The organism is Paraglaciecola sp. L1A13 (assembly GCF_009796745.1).
Classification (GTDB): Bacteria; Pseudomonadota; Gammaproteobacteria; order Enterobacterales; family Alteromonadaceae; genus Paraglaciecola.
Map to the genome: position 1 here is coordinate 3330516 of NZ_CP047024.1, position 23728 is coordinate 3354243.

22 protein-coding genes, 2 tRNA genes and 1 pseudogene are annotated in these 23728 nt (G+C 42.2%); 5 read left to right on the top strand and 20 right to left on the bottom strand.

Annotated elements, in window-relative coordinates; translation table 11 throughout:
* Window positions 1–3: 3 nt before the first annotated feature.
* Window positions 4–432: pseudogene (locus GQR89_RS13970) on the bottom strand (MFS transporter); the annotation flags it as partial.
* A 219-nt stretch (window positions 433–651) separates the two neighbouring features.
* Between GQR89_RS13970 and GQR89_RS13975 the strand changes: the two are divergent.
* Window positions 652–1464, top strand: a complete 813-nt coding sequence (locus GQR89_RS13975; RefSeq protein ID WP_158770602.1) for an acyl-CoA thioesterase II — start codon at window positions 652–654, stop codon at window positions 1462–1464.
* A gap of 117 nt (window positions 1465–1581) precedes the next feature.
* Here GQR89_RS13975 and GQR89_RS13980 read toward each other — a convergent pair whose 3' ends face one another.
* From GQR89_RS13980 to aspS, 15 genes are all read right to left on the bottom strand, one after another.
* Complete coding sequence (locus GQR89_RS13980; protein WP_158770603.1) at window positions 1582–2427, bottom strand: HDOD domain-containing protein; 846 nt, start codon at window positions 2425–2427, stop codon at window positions 1582–1584.
* Window positions 2428–2876: 449 nt separating this feature from the next.
* A tRNA-Lys gene (locus tag GQR89_RS13985) sits at window positions 2877–2952 on the bottom strand.
* 35 nt (window positions 2953–2987) lie between these two features.
* Window positions 2988–3063: transfer RNA gene (locus GQR89_RS13990), tRNA-Lys, on the bottom strand.
* A 240-nt stretch (window positions 3064–3303) separates the two neighbouring features.
* The gene (gene ybgF, locus GQR89_RS13995; protein ID WP_158770604.1) at window positions 3304–4059 is read right to left on the bottom strand and encodes a tol-pal system protein YbgF; all 756 of its coding nucleotides are present in this window, start codon (window positions 4057–4059) and stop codon (window positions 3304–3306) included.
* An 11-nt stretch (window positions 4060–4070) separates the two neighbouring features.
* Entirely contained in the window at window positions 4071–4628 is a 558-nt protein-coding gene (pal, locus tag GQR89_RS14000; protein WP_158770605.1) for a peptidoglycan-associated lipoprotein Pal, read from the bottom strand.
* 49 nt (window positions 4629–4677) lie between these two features.
* A complete protein-coding gene (gene tolB / locus GQR89_RS14005; RefSeq protein WP_158770606.1) occupies window positions 4678–6033 on the bottom strand; it encodes a Tol-Pal system beta propeller repeat protein TolB in 1356 nt (451 codons plus the stop codon).
* On the bottom strand, window positions 6033–6926 hold the full coding sequence (tolA, locus tag GQR89_RS14010; RefSeq protein ID WP_158770607.1) for a cell envelope integrity protein TolA: 894 nt from the start codon (window positions 6924–6926) through the stop codon (window positions 6033–6035). Before tolA ends, tolB begins: the two co-directional genes overlap by 1 nt.
* Before the next feature lie 13 nt (window positions 6927–6939).
* Entirely contained in the window at window positions 6940–7362 is a 423-nt protein-coding gene (gene tolR, locus GQR89_RS14015) for a protein TolR (RefSeq protein ID WP_158770608.1), read from the bottom strand.
* A gap of 13 nt (window positions 7363–7375) precedes the next feature.
* Window positions 7376–8089: a protein TolQ gene (gene tolQ / locus GQR89_RS14020; RefSeq protein ID WP_158770609.1), complete on the bottom strand. Its 714-nt coding sequence runs from the start codon at window positions 8087–8089 to the stop codon at window positions 7376–7378.
* Window positions 8079–8498, bottom strand: coding sequence for a tol-pal system-associated acyl-CoA thioesterase (gene ybgC / locus GQR89_RS14025; RefSeq protein ID WP_158770610.1), 420 nt, complete (start codon window positions 8496–8498; stop codon window positions 8079–8081). The genes tolQ and ybgC overlap by 11 nt, the downstream gene beginning before the upstream one ends.
* A gap of 631 nt (window positions 8499–9129) precedes the next feature.
* Window positions 9130–10137, bottom strand: coding sequence for a Holliday junction branch migration DNA helicase RuvB (gene ruvB / locus GQR89_RS14030; protein WP_158770611.1), 1008 nt, complete (start codon window positions 10135–10137; stop codon window positions 9130–9132).
* Window positions 10138–10255: 118 nt separating this feature from the next.
* Window positions 10256–10879, bottom strand: a complete 624-nt coding sequence (ruvA, locus tag GQR89_RS14035; protein WP_158770612.1) for a Holliday junction branch migration protein RuvA — start codon at window positions 10877–10879, stop codon at window positions 10256–10258.
* A 26-nt stretch (window positions 10880–10905) separates the two neighbouring features.
* Window positions 10906–11427 (bottom strand): crossover junction endodeoxyribonuclease RuvC, encoded by a 522-nt coding sequence (ruvC, locus tag GQR89_RS14040; protein WP_158770613.1) that lies wholly within the window; start codon window positions 11425–11427, stop codon window positions 10906–10908.
* A gap of 83 nt (window positions 11428–11510) precedes the next feature.
* The gene (gene nudB, locus GQR89_RS14045) at window positions 11511–11975 is read right to left on the bottom strand and encodes a dihydroneopterin triphosphate diphosphatase (RefSeq protein ID WP_158772274.1); all 465 of its coding nucleotides are present in this window, start codon (window positions 11973–11975) and stop codon (window positions 11511–11513) included.
* A 5-nt stretch (window positions 11976–11980) separates the two neighbouring features.
* Entirely contained in the window at window positions 11981–13759 is a 1779-nt protein-coding gene (gene aspS, locus GQR89_RS14050; protein WP_158770614.1) for an aspartate--tRNA ligase, read from the bottom strand.
* A 240-nt stretch (window positions 13760–13999) separates the two neighbouring features.
* On the opposite strand from aspS, the gene GQR89_RS14055 reads away from it, so the two are divergent.
* A complete protein-coding gene (locus GQR89_RS14055) occupies window positions 14000–14902 on the top strand; it encodes a DUF72 domain-containing protein (protein WP_158770615.1) in 903 nt (300 codons plus the stop codon).
* 61 nt (window positions 14903–14963) lie between these two features.
* Here GQR89_RS14055 and GQR89_RS14060 read toward each other — a convergent pair whose 3' ends face one another.
* Window positions 14964–16157: an ABC transporter permease gene (locus GQR89_RS14060; protein ID WP_158770616.1), complete on the bottom strand. Its 1194-nt coding sequence runs from the start codon at window positions 16155–16157 to the stop codon at window positions 14964–14966.
* Window positions 16158–16167: 10 nt separating this feature from the next.
* Complete coding sequence (locus tag GQR89_RS14065) at window positions 16168–16938, bottom strand: ATP-binding cassette domain-containing protein (RefSeq protein WP_158770617.1); 771 nt, start codon at window positions 16936–16938, stop codon at window positions 16168–16170.
* A gap of 154 nt (window positions 16939–17092) precedes the next feature.
* Here GQR89_RS14065 and GQR89_RS14070 point away from each other — a divergent pair, with 154 nt between their 5' ends.
* Window positions 17093–17797 (top strand): YIP1 family protein, encoded by a 705-nt coding sequence (locus GQR89_RS14070; RefSeq protein ID WP_158770618.1) that lies wholly within the window; start codon window positions 17093–17095, stop codon window positions 17795–17797.
* A 46-nt stretch (window positions 17798–17843) separates the two neighbouring features.
* Here GQR89_RS14070 and GQR89_RS14075 read toward each other — a convergent pair whose 3' ends face one another.
* Entirely contained in the window at window positions 17844–18704 is an 861-nt protein-coding gene (locus GQR89_RS14075) for a DUF3025 domain-containing protein (RefSeq protein WP_158770619.1), read from the bottom strand.
* A gap of 86 nt (window positions 18705–18790) precedes the next feature.
* On the opposite strand from GQR89_RS14075, the gene GQR89_RS14080 reads away from it, so the two are divergent.
* Window positions 18791–20434 (top strand): M28 family metallopeptidase, encoded by a 1644-nt coding sequence (locus GQR89_RS14080; protein WP_158770620.1) that lies wholly within the window; start codon window positions 18791–18793, stop codon window positions 20432–20434.
* 316 nt (window positions 20435–20750) lie between these two features.
* Window positions 20751–22421, top strand: coding sequence for an asparagine synthase B (gene asnB, locus GQR89_RS14085; RefSeq protein WP_158770621.1), 1671 nt, complete (start codon window positions 20751–20753; stop codon window positions 22419–22421).
* Window positions 22422–22577: 156 nt separating this feature from the next.
* Here the strand turns inward: asnB and GQR89_RS14090 are convergent, their stop codons facing one another.
* On the bottom strand, window positions 22578–23465 hold the full coding sequence (locus GQR89_RS14090) for an SDR family NAD(P)-dependent oxidoreductase (RefSeq protein ID WP_158770622.1): 888 nt from the start codon (window positions 23463–23465) through the stop codon (window positions 22578–22580).
* Between the last annotated feature and the right edge of the window lie 263 nt (window positions 23466–23728).

Below are 23728 nucleotides of genomic sequence, written 5' to 3' on the forward strand. Positions count from 1 at the left end.
CTTTTAACCGTTACGTTTTTCTGCTGCTGCCCAATCTGCTGGGATCCTTCTAGCGGTCCAAATAAAAGCGATGATCGCTAATACATATGGTACTGAAACGGCTGATAAGGAGAATCGCAGGGCCTCAACTTCACCATGCTCTGTTGTTAACGACTTACTTAAAATACCAATAAAGGTCGGACCACCGCTAAGGCCTATGATATTTAACACAAAAAAGAACAAGGCGGTAGACATAGCCCGTACTTTTACAGGTGCTAAGGTTTGCGCTAACGCAAACGATGGACCCAAATAGAACCCACTGGCAAATAGCAATATAGTCAGTAACGCTAGGGATGTATTAAGATCTTCCATCTGCACGGATACTATATATGCTGGGACACCAAGCACGCGTCCTATTGCTGGCACCCAATCATAAGCGCCTTTGTTTGTTTTTCGAATTCCATACTAATCTTGTCAGTGTCTAAATAACAACCATTATTGTGACAATAGTGTAAAATAAATGTAAACATAACAAGTACTTATATACACAAATAACAGGGACAAATTGTTCTCCTGAACACATACAGTGTTAGAATTTTTCCGTGATAGAATAACCTAAACACATCCGACCAGCTCTGTTTAAACACAGGCCCTACATAAGTGAATGGATTTATGCATATTGATGACCTTATCGACGCTACAAATCTTTATATTAATAGCGAAGAACAAGACCGACCTCAGCTGAGTATTCCTAAAGAATGGGCTCAGGGACGAACTGCTTACGGCGGACTAACGGGTGCTTTGGTTTACAGTGCTATTCGGGAGAAAGTCAGCAATGACAGATTACTGCGTTCATTTGCCTGTAATTTCGTTGGTCCTGTCATAACCGAAGCGCCTTACGATATCGAAGTGGAGGTTTTGCGCCAAGGTAAAAACGTGACACAGGTAATCGGTAAGGCAATACAGGACGGAAATGTATGCGTTATGGTTCAAGCTGCTTTTGGTGTGTCCCGAGATTCAAAAATCGACGTTCCAAACACTGACCATCATTCTATGCGAGCGCCAACTAAGGCTGATTTTTTACCGCAAATTCCTAAAATAACCCCTAAATTTTTACGCCATATAGATTTAGCTCGCCAAGCAGGTGGACTACCATTTACAGGCAGTAAAGAAAGTAAGATTGATGGGTGGATGCGCTTTACTAAACCACCAAAAGTATTAACTGATGCACATTTGATTGCCCTAATAGATGGTTGGCCACCGACCACATTACAAATGCTTAATTGGCCCGCACCTGCCAGCACAATGAGTTGGAATATAGAGTTTGTTTATCCGCATTATGCATTTTCCCCCCTGGAATGGTTCGCGTATCAAGTACGTACCCGCCAAGCAGCGGATGGCTATGCACAGACGGAAGCCAATATTTGGGATTCAAAAGGACAATTGATAGCTATCAGTCGCCAAACAATAGCAGTATTTGATTAACTATTTGAAATACACAAAATGCCTTTAGGCAACTTGATAAAGAGCGCACAAATGCGCTCTAGCTTTAAGAACTTTAGCAAAATAATTTTGCTACTTATGATCTATGCCATTTTATCTTTAATAAATACTAAATGTCGACGGACTAAAAATCGCTAACGTGCTAATTAATTGCATGTTAGTAAAGTCCAGTGCTGCATCTAAATCATCTAAATCTAAGTTCAACATTTCATATTGCGCCGGAATGATGTTATCTAAACGATTATAAATTTCGCCGTAAACATTATTTAAGGCTAAGTTAGCGGCAAGCTGCAACACTTTTTCTTCATGACTTTGTGGCTTGTGTAAAGCGGCGTGTTGGTGAGCAATAGGTCCGTATATTTCACTTGGGATCCCCCACAGTTTTAGCAACTCGGCACTAATTTCTGCGTAGGTAAAACCAAGATACTCATTTTGTAAGGTTACTGGGCAGCTTTGCTCGCTGAACGCGCTACATTTTTTGGCAAGAGCGGGCTCAAGTTGAACTATGGCTAATTCACCGATGTTGTGTAATAAACCGCATAAAAACATCTTGTCAGGGTTTTTAGCTGCCGTTTCTTGCGCCAAGTACTTGGCTAATAAGCCGCAGCTCACGCCTAGCTCCCAAAAGACAGTGAAATCAATGTCACTGTCATTCATATCTTTAAAAGCGTGTGAGATACCGTAGGCGAGCACTAAATCGTATACTGAGTCTGTTCCTATGATTTGAATCGCTTTATTCACAGTCGTGATCACGGCGGGGAACTTATATAACGCACTGTTAGCAATTTTTAGGATTTGTGCCGCAATGGCGGGATCATGATTAATGACCTCTGCGACTTCGTTTATCGATGCACTGCCGTCATCAATGAGCTGCTTAATTTTTGTGACAGAATCCGGTAAAACAAACAGATCACCTGCTTTTTCTGCATACTCAAGAGCATTCATACGCGCACATATCCTTAACTAGATTATGAATTTAGTGTAATCCATCGTATTCCCAGTATTCAAGGTTAAAAGTGAACACTGAGTCGTAATTAGAAAGATAAAAGGATAGCCCCATGGTAAATTTAATTCCATGAAAGAATTAACCAATATTGGGTATTTTTTTGAGGTATCTGAATTACGCTTACATAAATCATTTCAGTAGCTTAGATATGCGAGTAACAAATATCAATAGTCGATAGAAGATCTAATCAATGATGTTATAAATTTTAACACTTCATTGTATAAACATAATTTTGAAATGGATGGATAGACAGTAACTAAGAAATTGGAATTTAATTCAAAATAAAAAATGTATTAAAAGAAACTTAGAATTCATCAGAGATATTTAAGTAGCTAATGCTGGTATCAGGAAAGAAATAAGGTTTGAATGTAAAGTAACTAAAATAAGATGGTGGGTCGTGCTGGATTCGAACCAGCGACCAATTGATTAAAAGTCAACTGCTCTACCAACTGAGCTAACGACCCATCTAATTGTAACGCTATAAATATTTTGATTTAATTGGTGGGTCGTGCTGGATTCGAACCAGCGACCAATTGATTAAAAGTCAACTGCTCTACCAACTGAGCTAACGACCCATCTAATTAAATCTTACTGCAAATCAATTAATTGGAATAAATTCCTTTCTTGCTTCGCATCTCGTCTCACTGCAACGAGGCGGCATATAATACTGAATTCGAAACTTCATGCAACCTTAAATTTAGCTTTATTTTCATAAATCGTATCGTTTGCTGAAAAAGCATACAAATCACGGTTTACAAGGTTGTTTTTTGAACTATACGAAGCTCTAACTTTAATAAAATATACCGACTGGCTAATTAATTAACTGCTTTTAATTTTATTTCTGCCAGTTTTCTAGCCGAAGACGTAGGGTATTCTGATACGACTTTTTTCCATAATTCTACTGACCGCGCAATATTTGAGCGCTCTTGTTCACATATTCCTAATTTTAACATCGCATCTGCACGCTTCGACGAATCGGGAAATGAATTAATAAGGGTTTCAAACTGAGAAGCTGCTGCTGACCAATCCTGTTTATTGAACAATAATTGCCCTAACCAATAATGTGCATTTGACGCATAACTTGAATTGGGGAAGTTTTGTAAGAAAGATTGAAACTCAGGTATTGCATCATCATACAATTTATCTTTTAGAATGAGATTCACAGCCTTGTCGTAGGCTTGATCTTCATTTAAGGTCGTCTGATGAGATGGCTGGCTTGTTACTTCACCCTGAGAAAGCGACTCAGAGCCTCCAGAAGATGGTTGTGTCATCACCGCAGCTATACGCTTATCAATCTCTAAATAAAGCTCTCTCTGACGTTCCAGGATCCGCTCTAGTTGATAATTGTGTTTTTCAATACTGCCTCTGAGTTCGTTTACATCATTCTGCAGAAGATCAAGCTGCTCCTGAACCCGATGCTGTTGCTCAGTTCGAGTATTGAAAATACGTTCTAAGGTACTTAAACGTGACTCTGTACTGCCACTGCTTACGTCTGCAACAGGCGCAGGAGCCGCATTAACTGCGGCTCCAAATATCGCTGACAGAGTAAGCGCAATAATGCGTTTATTCATAAGTCCAACTTTTATTGATAAACCAAAACACCGCGACGATTTTCAGTAAATGCAGCATCGCTGCCTGAAGTATTGATTGGCTTCTCTTCTCCATATGAAACAACTGAAAGTTGTGATGCACTCACACCAGCATTCATTAAATATGTTTCTACAGATTTAGCGCGACGCTCGCCCAAAGCAATATTATACTCTGGTGTGCCTCGGCTATCACAATGCCCTTCAACAACAATAGACTGTTGTGGATTTTTCACCAAAAATGCAGCATGTTGATCAAGCAAAGAATAATATTTTGAGCTTACGCTAGAGCGGTCAAAATCAAAATAAACAACCTGATCTTCCATCAATGCACTTTTCTCTTTTTGCATGACTTCTTCAGGGGATAGCATTGGCATAAGGTTGCCAGCTTGCACTTTCTCTTCTTCAGCTAGACGGTCAGCTTCAGATTGGGCAGCCGCAACACGGTTACTTTCTGCTGCCAATTCTTCTTCGCTAGGCCCAGATGAACAAGCAACCATTGTTACGATTGGTAGTGCAAGTGTGATGCCTTTGAATATTTTGTTAAGTTGCATTTTCTAAATCCTTATTATTATCAAAGTTATAAATTGCTTGTGAAATAAGTTACAACAAAAATGGTGACCAGCTAGGCGACTTCACCTGGCCATCAGAAGCCGGTAAGCGCGCTTTAAAGCGACCATCCAAAGAAACCAAGGATAAAACTTGTTTACCTTGATGTAACGTACTGTAAATAATCATACTTCCATTGGGTGCAATACTCGGAGATTCATCCAAATACGTTTTGGTCAATACCTGTATATTACCGTTATTTAAATCTTGGGCCGCAATATGATAATTACCTCTTGTACGGTTAACCATCACCATGCGACTACCGTCTGGGGTAATAGTTCCCCCTAGGTTCATATCGCCGTCAAACGTTAGCCTTCTGACGCTGTTAGACGCTAAATCTACGCGATATATTTGTGGTTTACCACCCCGTTCAGAACTAAATATCAAGCTCTTTCCGTCCGGAGTCCAGCTTGGTTCTGTGTCAATAGCACGGTTGCGAGTGATGCGTTCTAGACGTTTTGATGCCAGATCCATTACATAGATTTCAGGGTTGCCATCTTTAGAAAGTACCATGGCCAGTTTTTTACCATCGGGCGAAAATATAGGCGCACTGTTAATGCCGGGAAAGTCCGTCATTTGTGTGCGACTCATAGTATACAAATCCTGGATATATATTTGTGAACGTTTATTTTCGAATGTTACATAAGCTAATCTAGTCCCGTCAGGTGACCATGAAGGTGACATTAATGGCTCTTTTGAGCGCAATAACATTGTTTCATTTACGCCGTCATAATCAGCCACAACAAGTTGATAGGGGAACTCAGTCGTTTTGCGATCACGTACCACGACATAAGCAATACGCGTCATAAACGCGCCCTTCTCACCCGTTAGCTTTTCATACACCACATCACTTATACGATGCGCGTATTGCCTAAATCCTTGACCCGTAATAACGGTTTGACGACTATCTAATATATGGTCATTGCTATTCGTGAGCTTTCCGCCACTTAACGCTTGCGCCTTGCCGCCGGTAATTTGACCACGAATAGCATCTATTAAACTAAAGCTAACACGATACTTGTCAGGGCCTTCCGGTGTAACCGAGCCAACTAAAATTGCTTCAGCGCCAGTCGCTGCCCATGCACTATAATCTATTCCTGCATCGGAGTATGGCTGCGCAGGCATGCTAGAAATATCAATAGGGCTGAATTTTCCGCTACGTAATAAATCTCCGCTGATGATCTCAGATAGCTGTTCCGGCATCTGACCTGGGCCATTCCATTTAAACGGTACAACCGCAACAGGACGAGCAGAATCGGTGCCTTCTGTGATCACAATCTCTAAACTAGCATGGGAAGATGCACTTAGTAATACGGCTAATAAAGTAATAATTCGGGTAATTCTTGTCATTATAATTCGGGCTCTACGGTTAAATTAATATCTCGAAGTTTTTCATACACATCAGCTTCCTTGGATACCGGAAGGGTACCTGCTTTAAATACAGCAGATTTAGCAGCTCGGCATAAAATAGGATCTCCCCTTAATTCTCTTACCTGAATAACTAACCCTGACGATGCTAGTCGAATATTCAATTGACAGGACTTTCCCTTCATTGAGTTGTCGACTATCAACTGCCGCTGAATCGCTTGGTGAATTAAAGCCTGGTATTTCTGTACTTCCGTCAATACTTGCTTGCTGCGTCGTTGTTGACGCACAGCTTGTTCTGCTTCAAGCTGATCTTGCAATGCTCTTTCCTGGCGAGCTTTATCAGCTGCCTCAGCTTTTTTACGCTGGGCTTCTTTTAACGCTTTTTCTTCTCTTTCACGAGCCTCTTTGGCTTTTTTAGCCTGTTCTTCGGCTTTTTTCTGTTCTAACTCTTTACGCTTACGTTCAGCTTCAGCCGCATTAGCCTTGGCTGTTTCTTGTTGCTGTTTTTTACGCGCAGAAATTGCGGCCTGCTCTGCTTGTTTACGCTCCTCGCGTTGACGCTTGGTACGCTGTTCAATATCTATCGCTTCTTGTTCTTGCTGTTTACGCTTGCGCTCTGCATCACGAGCACGGCGCTCTAAATCGGCGGTACGGTCTTCTTCAGCTTTTCGCTGTTGCTTTTTTTTGTCTTCAATTCGCTTAACCTGATCATCAACCGCATTAGCATCCACGGCAACCGCTTCAATAATAGGTTCAGATACAGCCATATCAGTGCTTTCTTGGGGTAACTTAAAATCCATACCCGCAAAAATAAGCGCACCAAAAGCCAAATGTAAACTCACAGACTTGATCAGCGGTATTGGCATTTTTTTCATCTTCGTTTAATGCCTAATTTTCAGGTGCATCAGTCATAAGACCGACAGACGGTGCACCGGCTCTTTGTAACAAGACCATCAATTGCACGATGTTACTATAAGGCACTGCCCCATCACCTTTGACCACAACTGGAGTGTCAGGCTCGATGCGTAATTGCGCAGCCACTAATGTGGCTACGTCTACTGCAGACATAGCCAACTCTTGGTTTTCAGCAATATTGAGATAATAGTTACCCTCTGCATCAACCGAAGCGATCAAAGGCGGTTTACTGTCATCCTGTAATGGTTGCGCTTGTGCTTTAGGCAAATCGACCTTAACACCTTGGGTGACAAGTGGTGCTGTTACCATAAAAATGATCAGCAGCACTAGCATCACATCAATATAAGGTACAACGTTGATTTCTGAGACCGGACGACGGCGTTTTCTTACATACATAATAGAAGCCTGTTTACCCTTGGGGTTGTCCGCTAGACATAGACGATTCAGATTTTGCTACTGACGCCTGACGTTGCAATATACTAGAAAACTCTTCCATAAAATTACCGTAATTATTCTCTAGTTTTTCCACTTGATGGCTAAATCGGTTATAAGCTATAACAGCTGGAATTGCGGCAAATAGACCCATCGCAGTCGCGATCAATGCTTCCGCAATACCAGGGGCCACCATTGCTAGTGTTGCCTGTTGTACTTCACCTAGGGCAATAAATGCATTCATGATCCCCCAAACCGTCCCAAACAGACCAATATAAGGACTGATAGACCCAACGGTAGCTAAAAATGGCAGGCGGCTTTCAAGTTCATCAACTTCACGAGAAAGAGAAACACGCATGGCTCTATAAGTTCCATCCATAACAGCTTCTGGTGGCGTTGACGTCGTCTTACGCTGACGTACAAATTCTTTAAATCCGGCACAAAATAGACTCGCCATACCCTGTACTGACTGACGAGCAACTAATTCTTGATAGAGTCTATTGAGATCGACTCCTGACCAGAATTTGTCTTCGAATTTTTTCATTTCGCTTTTAGCACGCCTGAGCGCTTGAGAGCGTTGAAAAATAAATGTCCAAGATGCGACCGACGCCCCTAATAACAACAACATCACTAACTGTACTAACAAGCTAGCTTGCCAAAATAAACCAAATATTGATAACTCAGACGACACGCGTAAATTCCTCTAAAATAAATGCCGGAATGGCCAGTGGCTTCATTGCTTGAAGATCCACACAAGCCACTCTGATTAATGCACTGACCAAGCGTTGACCGCTTGGACTGACTATTGTTTGCTTGAACATCAAACTAGCGCGCTTTAATTCTACTATTTCGCTTTGAATTCTCAATAGTTCATTAAACCTTGCAGGGGCATGATTATCCATTTCGACTCGTTTGACGACAAAACCAACGGATCGTTCCAATAACTCATCTTGCTCTATACCTAACGTACGTAACCACTCAGTTCTGGCACGCTCTAGAAACTTTAAATAATTGGCGTAATAAACGATCCCTCCCGCATCAGTATCTTCATAATACACCCTAATGTGATGCTCAAATATAGCTAACTTATCTTCTGACATGGCTTTATTCCAAGATATCTAAACCTGTTCTGCTTGTATCGCATATATATGCACAATGAACAATAAACAAACCTCGCCCAATCAAAAATAATATTTTTAAATTCAATGATTTAAAACATAAAATCAGACATTAGCATGGGTAACTCTCTTCATTCAAATTCGATAACTGCATAGATATTCAAAATATTTGCAAAAATACATAACCTAATGAAATTTGTAACAAAAAAAATAATAGGTTAAATAACAAGCTAATTAAATAAATCTTTGTTTTATAAGGAAAATAAAATATATATATGCTTTTAACAACTTATATACAATCAAATGAAATCTAGCAACCATTAGTTTTTCTAATGGCAGGCTGGTAATTTTTCTCAATTGCAGATTTTGTTCTCAGGGCTATAATGATCTTGTTTTCTCGATTAGCAAACGTTTCCAACCGATTGTTAATCAGATGCTGATGTTGACTCCCTGTTGACTGACATGTTCCCTGGAATTTTATTCCATTCAACTTTATTTGTTGCTTTGCCCGCATTTTTTGCGGGCTTTTTTTTATCTTAAAAAACTAGCCCATTACTATTTACTCAGTATGAGCAAAGTAGTCGCCCTAAAAATTAGCAGGTCATTAACGCTATCAGGTAGGGGTATAATCAAAGCCAAAATGCAAATACGCTCGCTGGGAAACAATCCGTCCTCTGGGCGTTCGTTGTAAAAATCCTTGTTGAATTAAAAATGGCTCAATAACATCTTCAATCGTATCTTTCTCCTCACCAATTGCTGCCGCTAAGTTATCGAGCCCGACGGGTCCGCCCATAAACTTATCAATTATAGTGACGAGCAATTTTCGATCCATGTAGTCAAATCCTTCTTTATCTACATCGAGCATATCAAGTGCTGCTGAGGCAACTTCACTACTAATAATCCCATCAGCCTTAATTTCGGCGTAATCTCGCACTCTTCGCAACAATCGGTTACTGATGCGCGGTGTACCTCTGGAACGTCTAGCTATCTCTATAGCACCATCAGCGTCTAAATCGAGCGCTAAATAATTCGCTGAGCGTTTAACGATTTGGGTCAAATCTTTAATATTATAAAACTCTAGGCGTTGAACTATGCCAAATCTGTCGCGCAATGGCGACGTTAATGAACCCGCCCTTGTCGTCGCACCGATCAGCGTAAAAGGCGGTAGTTCAAGCTTGATAGAGCGTGCGGCTGGCCCTTCACCAATCATAATATCCAGTTGATAATCCTCCATTGCAGGATAAAGGATCTCTTCAACAACTGGGCTAAGACGATGAATTTCATCGATAAACAACACATCATTTTCTTCAAGATTGGTTAACAAAGCAGCTAAATCACCGGCTTTTTCAAGTACCGGCCCAGAGGTGGTTTTAATGCTAACCCCCATTTCATTGGCAACAATATTAGCTAGCGTTGTTTTACCTAAACCTGGGGGACCGAATATAAGTAAATGATCCAACGCATCACTGCGTTTACGTGCCGCCTGAATAAATATATCCATTTGCTCACACACATGATCTTGCCCAGTATAATCGGCCAGCATTTTTGGGCGAATAGCACGATCGATGATTTCATCTTCGCGAATAGCGGTGGGTTGAATTAGACGATCGGCTTCTATCATGGGGATAATTTAACTTTTGGTAGTGGTTTTATATACAGTGCCTAGTCTATGAGAGTCGAGCCGGATACTCAAGCATCTACCTCCACAATTTCCTAGGCACCCGCCTATCACCTGTTACTTAGATCATTGCTCGCAAAGATTCACGTATTAGCTCTTCACTGGTAATATCTTTCACGTACACAGCATTAATCACCTTGCTCGCTTGTGGCACCTTGTAGCCAAGAGCGACAAGCGCACTTAACGCTTCTTCTTTTGCGTCACTGGAAGTCACAAACGTATTTTCAATGTTGCTACTCCCCTGTAATGTAAAGTCATCACTCGACGTTTGTTCCAAGGTCAGCTTTTTAAAGCGATCGCGCATCTCGATAACTAATCTCTCAGCCGTCTTTTTGCCTACGCCAGGAAGCTTAACCAGGGCAGTGATATCTTCTTGGGCAACGCATTGCATAAAGTGTTGGCCTGACATACCAGATAAAATAGTCAGCGCTAATTTCGGCCCAACACCACTGGCTTTAATTAGCTCCCGAAATACAGCACGCTCATTCTTATCGGCAAAACCGAACAACAATTGGGCATCTTCACGGACAACGAAATGGGTATAAACACAGGCTTGCGCACCAATTTCGGGTAACTGATAAAAGCTGGTCATAGGAATTTGTATTTCGTACCCTACCCCCGCAACATCAATCAATACCTCTGGTGGTTGTTTTTCGATTACCGTGCCACGAATTCTACCTATCATATTTGTTCTCTTTTTCGTTTATTAAATTAACGTAATCGACCACGAACCGTTTTTTTCACTTGTCCAGACATCTTGATTAAGTTCTCGTGCGTATGACTGTGGCATAACGCAACAGCCAGCGCATCAGCTGCATCAGCTTGGGGAGTGCCCGGTAGTTTTAAAATAAACGTCACCATATGTTGCACCTGTGTTTTCTGGGCATTGCCATTGCCTACAACCGATTGTTTAATTTGCCGAGCTGAATACTCTGCCACATCTAAACCTTGATTAGTTGCTGCAACCATAGCAGCGCCTCGTGCTTGACCTAGCTTCAAAGCTGAATCGGGATTTTTCGCCATAAAGACTTGCTCTATAGCAAACATGTCGGGTTTATATTGCAGGATCAACTCACTGACGCCGTCGAATATTTGTTGTAAACGCGGAGCCAAGGCATCACCTTGCATACGAATACAGCCGCTACCCAAATATTCTTGCTGGCGTCCTACTCGTTGAATGACACCGTATCCGGTTATACGTGAGCCTGGATCAATACCAAGAATAATTGCCACGGTTTGGGTCTACCTATCGGTTGTAGTTGCTGTAAATAGCCTAACGTCGTTCAATATGTCAGGTTAAAAGGTATAACTCAGGACTAATCTGAAACGAACGTATCAGGCACACAATGTTTGATGGCGGCGCGATTAGTATCGGACCATACCTTAGCCATAGCAGAGGTTTTATCTAACCATTGATAACTTAAGTGTTCAGTTAACGTTATTTGATCATTTCCCGCGATCTGCACGGAAAACACGTGTTCAGTGTTGTAAGGCGTGTTTGGAGGGTAACGATATTGCCAAATATCGCGGATCGCATAACGATTCGTCTGCAGATGATCACTTAATTGATAACCGGCTTGACGAATATCAATACCGGTCTCTTCTTTTACTTCTCTAAAAGCCGTGCAAATAGGTAGCTCCCCCATTTCGAGGGTACCAGTAACTGACTGCCAAAACTGTGGATCGTCTTGTCTTTGCATCACCAAAATCCGGCATTGGCGGTCATAAATAACCACCAATGCTGACTCTGGCCGTCGGTAAACGTCTTTATTATCTAGCAGAAACGTTACTCCGCGCTTGGCGCTTTATCTTTGGCTAGCTGCGTTCGAATCGACAACTCTTTAAGTTGCTCATCGCTAGCAAAACCTGGCGCATTCGTTAACGGACAAGCGGCAGTGGTGGTTTTTGGAAAGGCCATAACGTCTCGAATAGAAGTAGCGCCGGTCATAAGCATTACTAACCGATCCAGACCAAACGCTAAACCTGCATGAGGCGGCGCACCAAACTTTAGTGCTTCCAGTAAGAAACCAAACTTCGCTTCTGCTTCTTCATCGCTGATACCTAGAATACTAAAAACCTTCGCCTGCATTTCCTGATCATGAATACGTACAGAACCACCGCCTAATTCACAACCGTTAAGCACCATGTCATAGGCATTAGATAAGGCATTAGCAGGATCAGCTGCCAATTGCTCAGCCGACATATCCCGTGGTGCGGTAAATGGATGATGCAAAGCATAGAACTGACCATCAACTTCTTCAAACATTGGGAAGTCAATCACCCAAAGCGGTTTCCACTCACCTTCAAGCAAATCTAAGTCTTCACCAACTTTAAGTCGCAGCGCGCCCAGCGCTTCAGTAACGACCGTTGCGGTATCCGCACCAAATAATAGAATATCGCCACTTTGTGCTGCAACACGTGCTAATACTTGTTTAGCAATATCTTCACCCAAGAATTTCAATATTGGCGATTGCAAACCGTCAACACCGGCATCGATGTCGTTAACTTTCATCCAAGCCAAGCCTTTCGCACCGTAAATACCCACAAACTTGGTGTATTCGTCGATTTGCTTGCGGGTCATACTCGCACCGCCCGGTACGCGGATTACGGCAACACGGCCTTTAGCATCGTTGGCAGGGCCTGCAAATACTTTGAATTCTACATCTTTCAAAATGTCGGCTACGTCCACCAATTCTAATGGGTTGCGCAAGTCCGGCTTATCACTACCAAAACGACGCATCGCATCTGCATATGTCATTTGCGGGAAGACACCTAAATCTACATCTAGCATTTTCATAAACAAATTACGGATCATACCTTCAGTGATTTCCATCACTTGGTCGGCGCGCAAAAATGTAGTCTCTATATCAATTTGGGTAAATTCCGGCTGACGGTCCGCGCGTAAGTCTTCATCACGGAAACACTTAACGATTTGGTAGTAACGGTCCATACCAGACATCATTAACAATTGCTTAAACAATTGAGGAGACTGAGGTAATGCAAAGAACTTACCTTTGTGCGTACGGCTAGGCACCAAATAGTCACGGGCGCCTTCTGGTGTTGCCTTAGTCAAAATGGGTGTCTCGATATCTAAAAAGCCATCGCCTTCTAAATAAGTTCGCACTGCGCTGGTAACTTTAGCGCGGAATTTCAAACGGTCGCTCATCAGAGGACGTCGAAGATCCAAATAGCGATATTTTAGGCGCTGCTCTTCCGAATTTTCCTGATTACTATCTAGCGGTAATACCGCTGATTTATTTAATATCGTTAAACCTTTTCCAAGGATTTCAATTTCGCCGGTGCCCATATCTTTGTTAACTTGGCCTTCAGGCCGGGCACGAACTAATCCTTTAATTTGTACACAAAATTCACTGCGTAAACTGGTGGCAGTATCAAACAAATCAGCTAAGTCTGGATCATAAACGACTTGTACAATTCCTTCGCGATCGCGTAAATCGATGAAAATAACTCCGCCTAAATCTCGGCGACGGTTAACCCAACCGCAAAGTGTGACTGTTTGTCCGATGTGTGATGCATTGATGTTGCCGCAATAATCTGTGCGCATGATGAAATAAGCCTCTAAACCAAGCTACTAAATATATGAAAAATAAGGCCGCGTAGTATATACCCAAAACTGGCGATCCCCAAGCAGCGGAGCCTAACAGATGAGCGATCGTTTAACTTAGCGTGTGACTTGTACAAATATGCTGCACATTACGTTTTTCGGGTACGAATACCTGCAAAATACCGTTAACACAAAATGGGTTAATTGCTACCATTACTGATTACGTTAGTGAGAGCCTTTATGTCCAGAGTGAACATTGGTTGCCCCATATGGACCCATGATGCGTGGTTCGGCAACCTGTACCCGCCTAAAAAAAGTAAAATCGCGCCGTTACAAGCCTATGCGGGGTTGTTTAATAGTGTTGAATGCAATAGTAGTTTTTATCACCTGCCTAGCCTAGAAACCATTTCGAAATGGCGCGAAAATGTTGGAGCCGATTTTCGTTTTATTATTAAATTACCACGGACAATCAGCCATGCAGGGCAGCTTGGTACGTGTCATAGTCAACTAAAAGAAGTGCTGGAAAACATCGCACATTTAGGCATAACGCTGGGCGGAATAATGCTGCAACTGCCGAAACAGTTCTCGCCTATGCATCTTGACCAACTCAGTGTGTTTCTTGAGGACGTCCCGAGCAAGGTTAATGTCAGTGTTGAAGTACGTCATATGGCATTTTTCAATAAAAGTGCTGAGGAAAAAGCCCTCAATCAATTATTAGTCACTCATCAAGCAGATAGAGTCGTTATGGATACGCGTGCGTTATTTGCTTGTGACCCTAGTCAATATTCTGCTGGTGAGCGAACCCTCATAACCGAAGTTCAAGCTAAAAAGCCCAGAGTACCCACACACGTTATAGCCACAGGCAACGCCCCTATAGTGCGCTTTGTTGGGCATCAAAATATTAATCAAAATGCCCAGTACTACCAGCCCTGGATAACAAAAATTAAGGCTTGGTTAGACGCTGGAAAAACGCCATCGATTTTCTTCCATATGCCTGATAATAAAGACGCCCCTTGGTTAGCAGCAGCGTTTATTAACGACTATAATCTTACCTATCCTGATCAATGTTTACCTACGTTAACCCTACCCCGACACGAAGATCTGGCGACCCAACCGACGAGTCAACAATTGTCGATATTTTAAATACAAAAACGTAGCCTCATATGGTTCGCTGGCACATGAAAAAACAATATTAATCAACCTATTACCTAAACAATACTTTTTCTTGCTTGAACCAATACACACAAAAGCTAAGCAGTAACACTGCTATTAAGGCGGTAGAGCCGAAAATCGCAATGAGTTGGAAATAGTCCATGGTGCCTTTAACCAGCTCTTTCATGGCTAATGCTACATTGGTCAGTGGCACCCAAGCCCATCCGCCTTTTAGTTCCACACCTGGCAGCAACGCCACCATCACAGGGATAACCACAAATATGACTAACGGCCCCATATAGCTCTGTGCTTCTTTAAAACTGCGCGCATAAATAGAAATACTCAATAATATAGAGGCAAAAATAGCCACCAGCGGGATCAGCATTAAGAACATCAAGACAAAATCCAAGATACCAATTTGACTCATAAAATCAGCCACGAATTGCATGGCGAAACCGCGACTTAGCACAATTCCCCAGACCGCCATACTCACAACTGTGATAAGGGCCGTGGTGACCCCTGCGCATGCAATGGTCAGAAATTTTCCTAGCACAATTTTAGTACGATCTATGGGTGAAATAAGCAGCGTTTCGAGGGTACCTCGCTCCTTCTCACCCGCAGCGATGTCTGTAGCTGGAAACATAGCCCCTTGAAAACATAAAATAAATAATAAATAAGGCAGCATACCGCCAATTTTTTCGCCCCAACTTTCTCGCTGATCCGCAGTGCTAATTTGACTCAACACAATCGGTTTTATTAATGCCTGTTGTTGCTTAGATGAAACTCCAAGCGTCGTAAACGCCGCGGTTTGGTATTGAGTAGCATATTTTTGCACAATACTGTTTACTCGGTTATAAACCAAATTTAACCCTGCATCGTTTAGGTATAACGTTATCTCTAATTGGCCGCTCGACAGTACGTTTGATGAATAGTTATCTGGCATCACAACAACAAAATCGACACGGGCATTTTTAATGAGCTGTGCGTAATCATCGTTATCGCCAATAATGATTTGTTCAAATTGCGGGGAGGCCGCTAATTCATCGCTAATCTCAGCAGCATTTTGAGGGTTAACCACCGCATATTTAAGGACTTTGCTTTCCGCTTTCTCAAACGCTTGGGTGGTAAAATAGGCCATTGCCCCGAAAATTAGCGGGAAAATCAATATCGGTAACGCAATCATGAAAAATAACGTTTTTCGGTCCCGAAGTAATTCTCTTATTTCTTTTGAAAAGACTAACCACATATTAAATTCCCTATTTGATGCTGGCTAAAAAGGCATCGTGCAATGAGCCATCGGCTAATTGAGTAAATTGACTCAATGGGCCATCAAATTTACTGACCCCTTGATCAATAACGGTCACGCGGTCGCACAACTCGCGCACTTCATCTAAATGGTGGGTGGAAAATATAACGGGCGTACCTTGTTCTTTCAAACTACGAATAAAATTCAATACCGTCTGTGTTGCCATTATATCAAGACCCGTTGTTGGCTCATCTAAAATAACCACTTCAGGCTTGTGAACAACTGCCCGAGCTATTGCCACCTTTTGCTTCATTCCAGTAGAAAAGTTTTCACTTCGGCGGTCTAAAAAAGTATGCATATCGAGTAAATCGGCGAGCTCCTCGATCCGTGTTGCAATCTGGATTTTTTTCATGCCGTGCAGCTTGGCAAAATATTCAATATTTTCACGTCCCGATAACCGCCCATATAAACCTGTTGAGCCGGACAAAAACCCGATTTTTTTGCGCGCCATAACAGGGTTTTCTAATACATCTGAGCCATTAATGTTGATATGACCACTGTCAGGTTTAAGCGCGGTGGATAACATTCGTAATGTGGTCGTTTTACCCGCTCCGTTAGGACCCAGTAGCCCAAGGACTTCACCTTGCTGACAGGTAAAAGATACCTCAACGACAGAGTGAAAAAAGCGCCCTTTTAAACGCGGATCTTGTCGTTCTTGCTCACTGAGTTTCTTCGGGTTTTCCACGGAAAACTTTTTAGCTAAGCCAACTATTTCGATCATTCCCTTCCCTTTATATGCCTAAAGGCTATTAATGCGTTGGCACTTTACAGTAAGCGTCAATTATCTAATAGCTGTAAAGTATAACAATAACGTTTAAAATCAGAATATTAGTCAATTAAAAATTCAAACTAAATTTCAGACAAGGACACGTTACATGGGCACTCAACTCAACCCGTTATCAGCCTGTATTGGCGTACTTACCCAACCTAGCGCGACCTTTTTCGTATTGAAAAAACAGCATAATTGGTCGTGGTTGGCATTTTTACTGGTCATGGTGGCTGCCATATTGCCTATGTATTACTACTTTCACGTGGTGGATTTTCAATGGTACAAAGAGAGTATCATTGCCAGCCAATTTTCTAATGTGAGCCCCAGTGAACAGCAAAGTGCACGAGGCTTGTTGGAAGCAACTCGGGGTATCATTGGCACCGTAATCACCCCTTTTATTATGATGTTAACACTGGTATCGATCATCGCCGGTTATCTGAATATCACCACAAAAATTGATCCACAAAATATTAATAGCTACGGTGACTGGTTCGGTTTTTCTTGGTGGGTACTAATGCCGTCCTGTGTGGGCGCATTACTTAGTCTAGGGATTTTATTTTTTGCGACAGACGGGCAAATAAGCTTTGATGCAATATCGCCAAGCGCATTATCTTTTATATTTGCCATACCGCCTACCTCTTCTTGGTTTGGGCTGGCAAGCAGTATTAAACTTGAAACGTTTTGGACTATGTACCTGATCTTTATTGGTCTATCACAGTGGGTTGAGCTATCACGGCAACGTGCGATAATCATTGCGTTTACGCCTTGCTTGGTTATTTGGCTAAGTTGGGCATTGTTACTGTTGTTTTAACACGATTAATGGTCGCTAAAAATAACAAGACTCTATAACCGTAAATTTACTTGCTCGGGCGCTTGGGGCGAAAGTATTCCCGATTAAGATAAAACTGCGGCTCTTGATTTAGCTCACTCCAACCAGGCAGGCCCAACAATGGTAATGGAAATAAAGGCTTTGGCTGTTTAAACAATTCAGTGTTTGTGATTGCCGCGCTCAAGCGCTCATCAACCTCAGCGTTTTGCTGTGCGATACTTAACAATGAAAAGCCCTTTTCTACTTCGATGGCTAACCACTTCCCTGTTAACCCTATAAAGGGGTCAAGCAACATTTCATAGTTAGCATGACCAAACATACGCGCGTGAATGGATATCCCCCATGCGCTTCGTGCATTATGCAGCGCTTCATACCATTTATGCTCTGTCAGTAAGCCAGTAACGGATTTACCTTTATCACCCTCAATCAATAACAACACACCACACTCATCGAAGTGCGTAATGTGATTGCGCTGGGGCGTGCGTGGGCTGAGGCCAAACCGTTCAATATCATGCACGTGCAGCTTATTTAGCAGTTTTTTCGTTTTTGGGTATTGCAACCACACTAAACCATTGAACAAATCATGCCAGCTGTTAGCCCTGGTGGGTATTTGTGCATGCTTATTGATAATTTGTTCATAATAATTATCACTGGGGGCAAGCATATCTTGGCACACGAATCCAGGGGTACTTATTTGCGCTATCGACTGTTGTGTCTTCAATAGGTTTAAGCCCTGTGCATTGGGCCAGGTTGGCATATTTGATATTGAAAATTGAGTATCTAGATGCGCTATGGGTTCGCACGACAGTTGCAGTGTAAAGGGTTTATTCCAAGGTAAAGACATAAAAAGACAAACAAAATTCGTTGCTAGTAGGATGATGGGTGGCATTATAACAACTCCATTCCTGCGAGGCCTACTTTTATCGAGTGAGTGGAAATTAATTTTGAGTAAAACCAAACTAGGTGAATATAAAAATGAAAAGAATTCAACTGGCGGCTATTCCACTACTAAGCGCAACGTTGTTTGCCTGTGGCGTGAATAACGACAAAGATAATACATACAATGCACAAAGTGACTTTACGCGTGCGTATCAAAGCATTACTGATGCGACGCTAAAAGCACATACAAAAACACTTTCATCCGATGAATTTGAAGGGCGTTCGCCAACATCAAAAGGCGAAAAAATCACCCTGGATTATTTAATTAGCAATTTTAAACAGATGGGTTATGAACCCGGTAATGGCGACAGCTATTTGCAAGCAGTCAATTTACTTGAGATGACCGCTTCACCTGCTATGACCATGACCATAGGTAATAACACCTTCGAATACAAAAAAGGCATGATCGCATCCACTAAGCGTGAAAAAACGCAGGTAAACGTAAACGATTCCGATGTGATATTCGTTGGTTTTGGCGTCAATGCTCCAGAGTACGACTGGAATGACTACGCTGGGCTCGACGTTAAAGGCAAAACAGTCGTAATTTTGGTTAATGATCCCGGCTTTGAAAATCCTGACAGTGGTAAATTTCAAGGCAAGACCATGACGTATTATGGCCGCTGGACATACAAATACGAGGAAGCCAGTCGCCAAGGTGCAGCTGCAGCAATCATTGTTCACGAAACTGCGCCCGCATCATACGGTTGGTCTGTGGTTGCCAATAGTTGGAGTGGCCCACAATATAGCTTGGTCAGTGAAAATGGTAATGCGGATCGCGTTGCCGTTGAAGGATGGTTATCAAATGATGCAGCTAAAAAAGTATTCGCTGACGCAGGGTTAGACTTCGCCCAAGAAAAAGCTAAAGCGCTTGTGAGTCCATATCACAGCAACTTAAAACAAAAGGCATCTATAACCGTAAATAGCACCATGAAGAAATCTGTTAGCCATAACGTTATCGCCACTTTACCAGGTTCACAGACGCCTGAAGAACATATAATTTACAGTGCTCACTGGGATCACTTAGGTAAAGATGAAAATAAAAAAGGTGACCAGATATATAATGGCGCCCACGATAACGCCACAGGTACCGCCACAGCACTTGCGATTGCCAAAGCATATAAAGAACTAACCATTGCACCAAAACGCTCGGTGACGTTTTTAATTGTTACCGCAGAAGAACAAGGCTTACTAGGCTCTTTGTATTATGCCGAACATCCTATTATTGCCCTTGATAAAACAGTTGCGAATATTAATATGGATGCCATGAACGTACTTGGACGCACAAAAGATGTATCAGTTGTGGGAATGGGTAAGTCAGAACTAGAGACTTATTTAGCCAAAGCCGCTAAACGACAAGACCGCGTGCTAACGCAAGAGTCTCGTCCTGAAGCGGGTTCATATTACCGCTCTGATCATTTTAGTTTCGCGAAACAAGGGGTACCGGCTCTTTATGCAAAAGGTGGAAACACTCCAATCGATGAGAAAACGGCAGATTATAAAAAGCGCACCAAACTATTAATTACAGGGTGTTATCATCAAGTTTGTGATCAATTCCGTGAAAACTGGGATTTTTCAGGTGTGCGGGAAGACAGCCAACTATTGTTTGAAGTGGGTTACGATCTTGCCCAATCATCTGACTGGCCTAAGTGGAACGCTGCGAGTGAGTTTCAGCGTCACTGAGTTTTTTAATTAAAATTTACCATTACGGCCAGCTGATAATTTTATTAATCAGCTGGCCATTTCTCGTCCTTCCCGCACAAATAGGTTGAATTAATGCCAAAAAACGGCACTTAATCTAACTAATAGCCAACAAGTGTAAAAAAATTACAGTTTCCGCTTGCTTTTTTTTCTCATGCTGGCAAATTCAAGGGCGCAAGAAAGTAATAATAAATATAATAACCACCACTTTCCCCAGCACGCATGTTTGGTTTCATTAAAACCAAGCCATTCAGCTATATGAGTTAGTAACAAATAACCAAAAGAGAGAAGCCTTTTTATGTGTGGTATTTTCGGCATTCTGGACATCAAAACTGATGTATCAGAACTTAGAACGCAAGCATTAGAACTTTCCAAACTACTGCGTCATCGCGGTCCTGACTGGTCGGGCGTATGGAATAACGATAATGCCATTTTGTGTCACGAGCGCTTAGCAATCGTTGACGTTGACAAAGGCGCGCAACCACTTATCAGCCGAAATAATAATAGCGTTCTTGCCGTCAATGGTGAGATCTACAACCACAAGGCTCTTGAGCAGAACTTAGCTCAAGCGTACGATTTTAGAACTAAATCTGATTGTGAAGTTATTCTTCCTCTGTATGAACAGCAAGGCGTTGAGTTTATTGACCAACTGCAAGGTATGTTCGCTTTTGTACTTTACGATCAAGCGCAAGACGCTTACTTAATTGCTCGTGACCACATGGGAATTATTCCTTTGTATACCGGTTATGACGAACACGGTAATTTTTACGTCGCATCTGAAATGAAAGCTTTGGTTCCTGTATGTAAAACGGTACAAGAATTTCCTCCAGGGCATTATTTATGGAGCAAAACAGGTGAGCTGAAAAAATACTATCAGCGAGACTGGATGGACTATGAAAACGTTAAAAATAATCCGACTGATTTAAATGATCTTAAAGTTGCATTCGAAAAATCAGTAAAATCGCATTTAATGTCTGACGTGCCTTACGGTGTATTATTATCCGGTGGTTTAGACTCGTCATTAGTCTCCGCTATTGCAGCCAAATATGTGGCTAAACGCGTAGAAGATAACGATGAGTCTGATGCATGGTGGCCTCGACTGCATTCTTTCGCAGTAGGTCTTGAAGGCGCACCTGATTTAATCGCGGCAAAAAAAGTAGCTGAGATGATTGGTACCGTACACCACGAAGTACATTTTACCGTGCAAGAAGGATTAGATGCTATTCGTGACGTAATTTATCATCTTGAAACCTACGATGTAACAACAATTCGTGCGGCAACGCCTATGTACCTAATGAGCCGTAAAATAAAGGCCATGGGTATTAAAATGGTATTGTCTGGTGAAGGTGCTGATGAAATATTTGGTGGTTATCTATATTTCCATAAAGCACCTAATGCGAAAGAATTTCACGAAGAAACGTTACGTAAACTTGAACGCTTACACATGTTTGATTGTGCCCGTGCTAATAAATCTACATCAGCTTGGGGTGTAGAAGCGCGCGTCCCTTTCCTAGATAAAGAATTCTTAGATGTAGCGATGCGCCTAAACCCACAAGACAAAATGTGTCTTGATGGCAAAATGGAAAAATGGATCCTACGTAAAGCCTTTGATAACGGCGAGTACTTACCTGCTGAAGTGTTATGGCGTCAAAAAGAACAATTCAGTGATGGCGTAGGCTACTCGTGGATTGATTCTATTAAAGAGCAAGTAGAGCAAGATGTGACAGATCAACAATTGGCAAGCGCAGCATTCCGCTTCCCAATCAACACCCCTGACACAAAAGAAGGCTACTACTTCCGTACTGTTTTTGAGTCTTTCTTCCCGCAAGAAAGTGCTGCTCATTGTGTACCTGGCGGTAAATCTATCGCTTGTAGCACGGTTGAAGCATTAGAATGGGACGCTAGCTTTAAAGGCAATGCTGACCCATCAGGTCGCGCGATGCGTGATGTGCACAACCAAGCTAGCTAATTTTTAATAGAAATTAAGTCATTATGAAAAAAACCGCGCAAGCGGTTTTTTTATGTCTATAAAATGCGCTTTATTGCGTAATAAATCGTGCCAAAAAGGGAGTTTTCGCTCCCGCTGCAGTTATATTAGGTTGCATCACCGAAGTACATGAGCGCGTTAAAACGTGACAATCTCTTCATTGATAAGATGACCAACGACGGGGCTGTCTTGCGCGTCGACAAATGCGTTATCAATTGCTTGAGAACGACCGCTGGTCACTTTACGATAATTTGGATGAGTATAAATATAAGTCTGTTTAGACTTAAGAGCCTCCAATACACGCTGGGCTAAAACGCCAGCTGGAATGCCTGACTCCACCGCTATCGTCGCAGCATTAGCACCAGCTTGCAGTTTCTTTTTATCTTGTCGGTTCTCTTGCGCCACAGCGTATTTCGTCTGGCGATTACGATGAGATTCGTGAATACGGGTTTTAACAAACGCCGGACATAACGCTGACACATGTATATTGTGTGATTTAAGCTCCACCGCCCAACTTTCAGTCATAGATACAACTGCAGCTTTCGATGCGCAATAAGCGCCTGCGTATGGCATACCTAACATTCCTGCCATCGATGCAACATTAACAATCCAACCGCCCTCACCATGCTCTTTTATAGCCGGAACGCAGGCTTGTGCGCCATATAGCACACCCATAACGTTAACATCCATCACCCAACGCCACGTTTCATGCTCGGTATCTTCAATTTTACCTGGGATCCCGCCCACACCGGCGTTATTAATCACCATATGGATTTTACCGTAGGTATCTTTTGCTCGGGCGACAACGTCTTGCCATTGTTTGTAATCAGTTACGTCTAATTCGCAGGCTAATACGTTCACGCCTTTATCTAACAACGATTGTCTTGAAACGGCCAACGCTTGAATATCGATGTCGCCCATCACGATATTCATACCTTGCTTACCGAGAGCTTCTGCCAGTGCTAAACCAATACCACCTGCCGCACCTGAGATTATCGCCGTTTTACCCATAAATTCGTTTGACATTGTTACCCCTTATTCTGCAAGACTTAACCAACCATATTTGTGTTTGTTAAGTGTGAAAACCAGCCTGCGTGATTTCCTTTAAACTCAGAGTAGATGTGGTTGTGTGTTTTACATACTTTATTTGCTTAATTCATCTGACTTAATGTGGTGAATAGAAATAATGGCCTTTTCACTTCGTCAGGTTTTGTCCGTTAACCTCTTGAATATTCGATACAGCCCCCAACCTTAATGGGTAGCGCATGCTCTCCCAATGGCGAACTCGC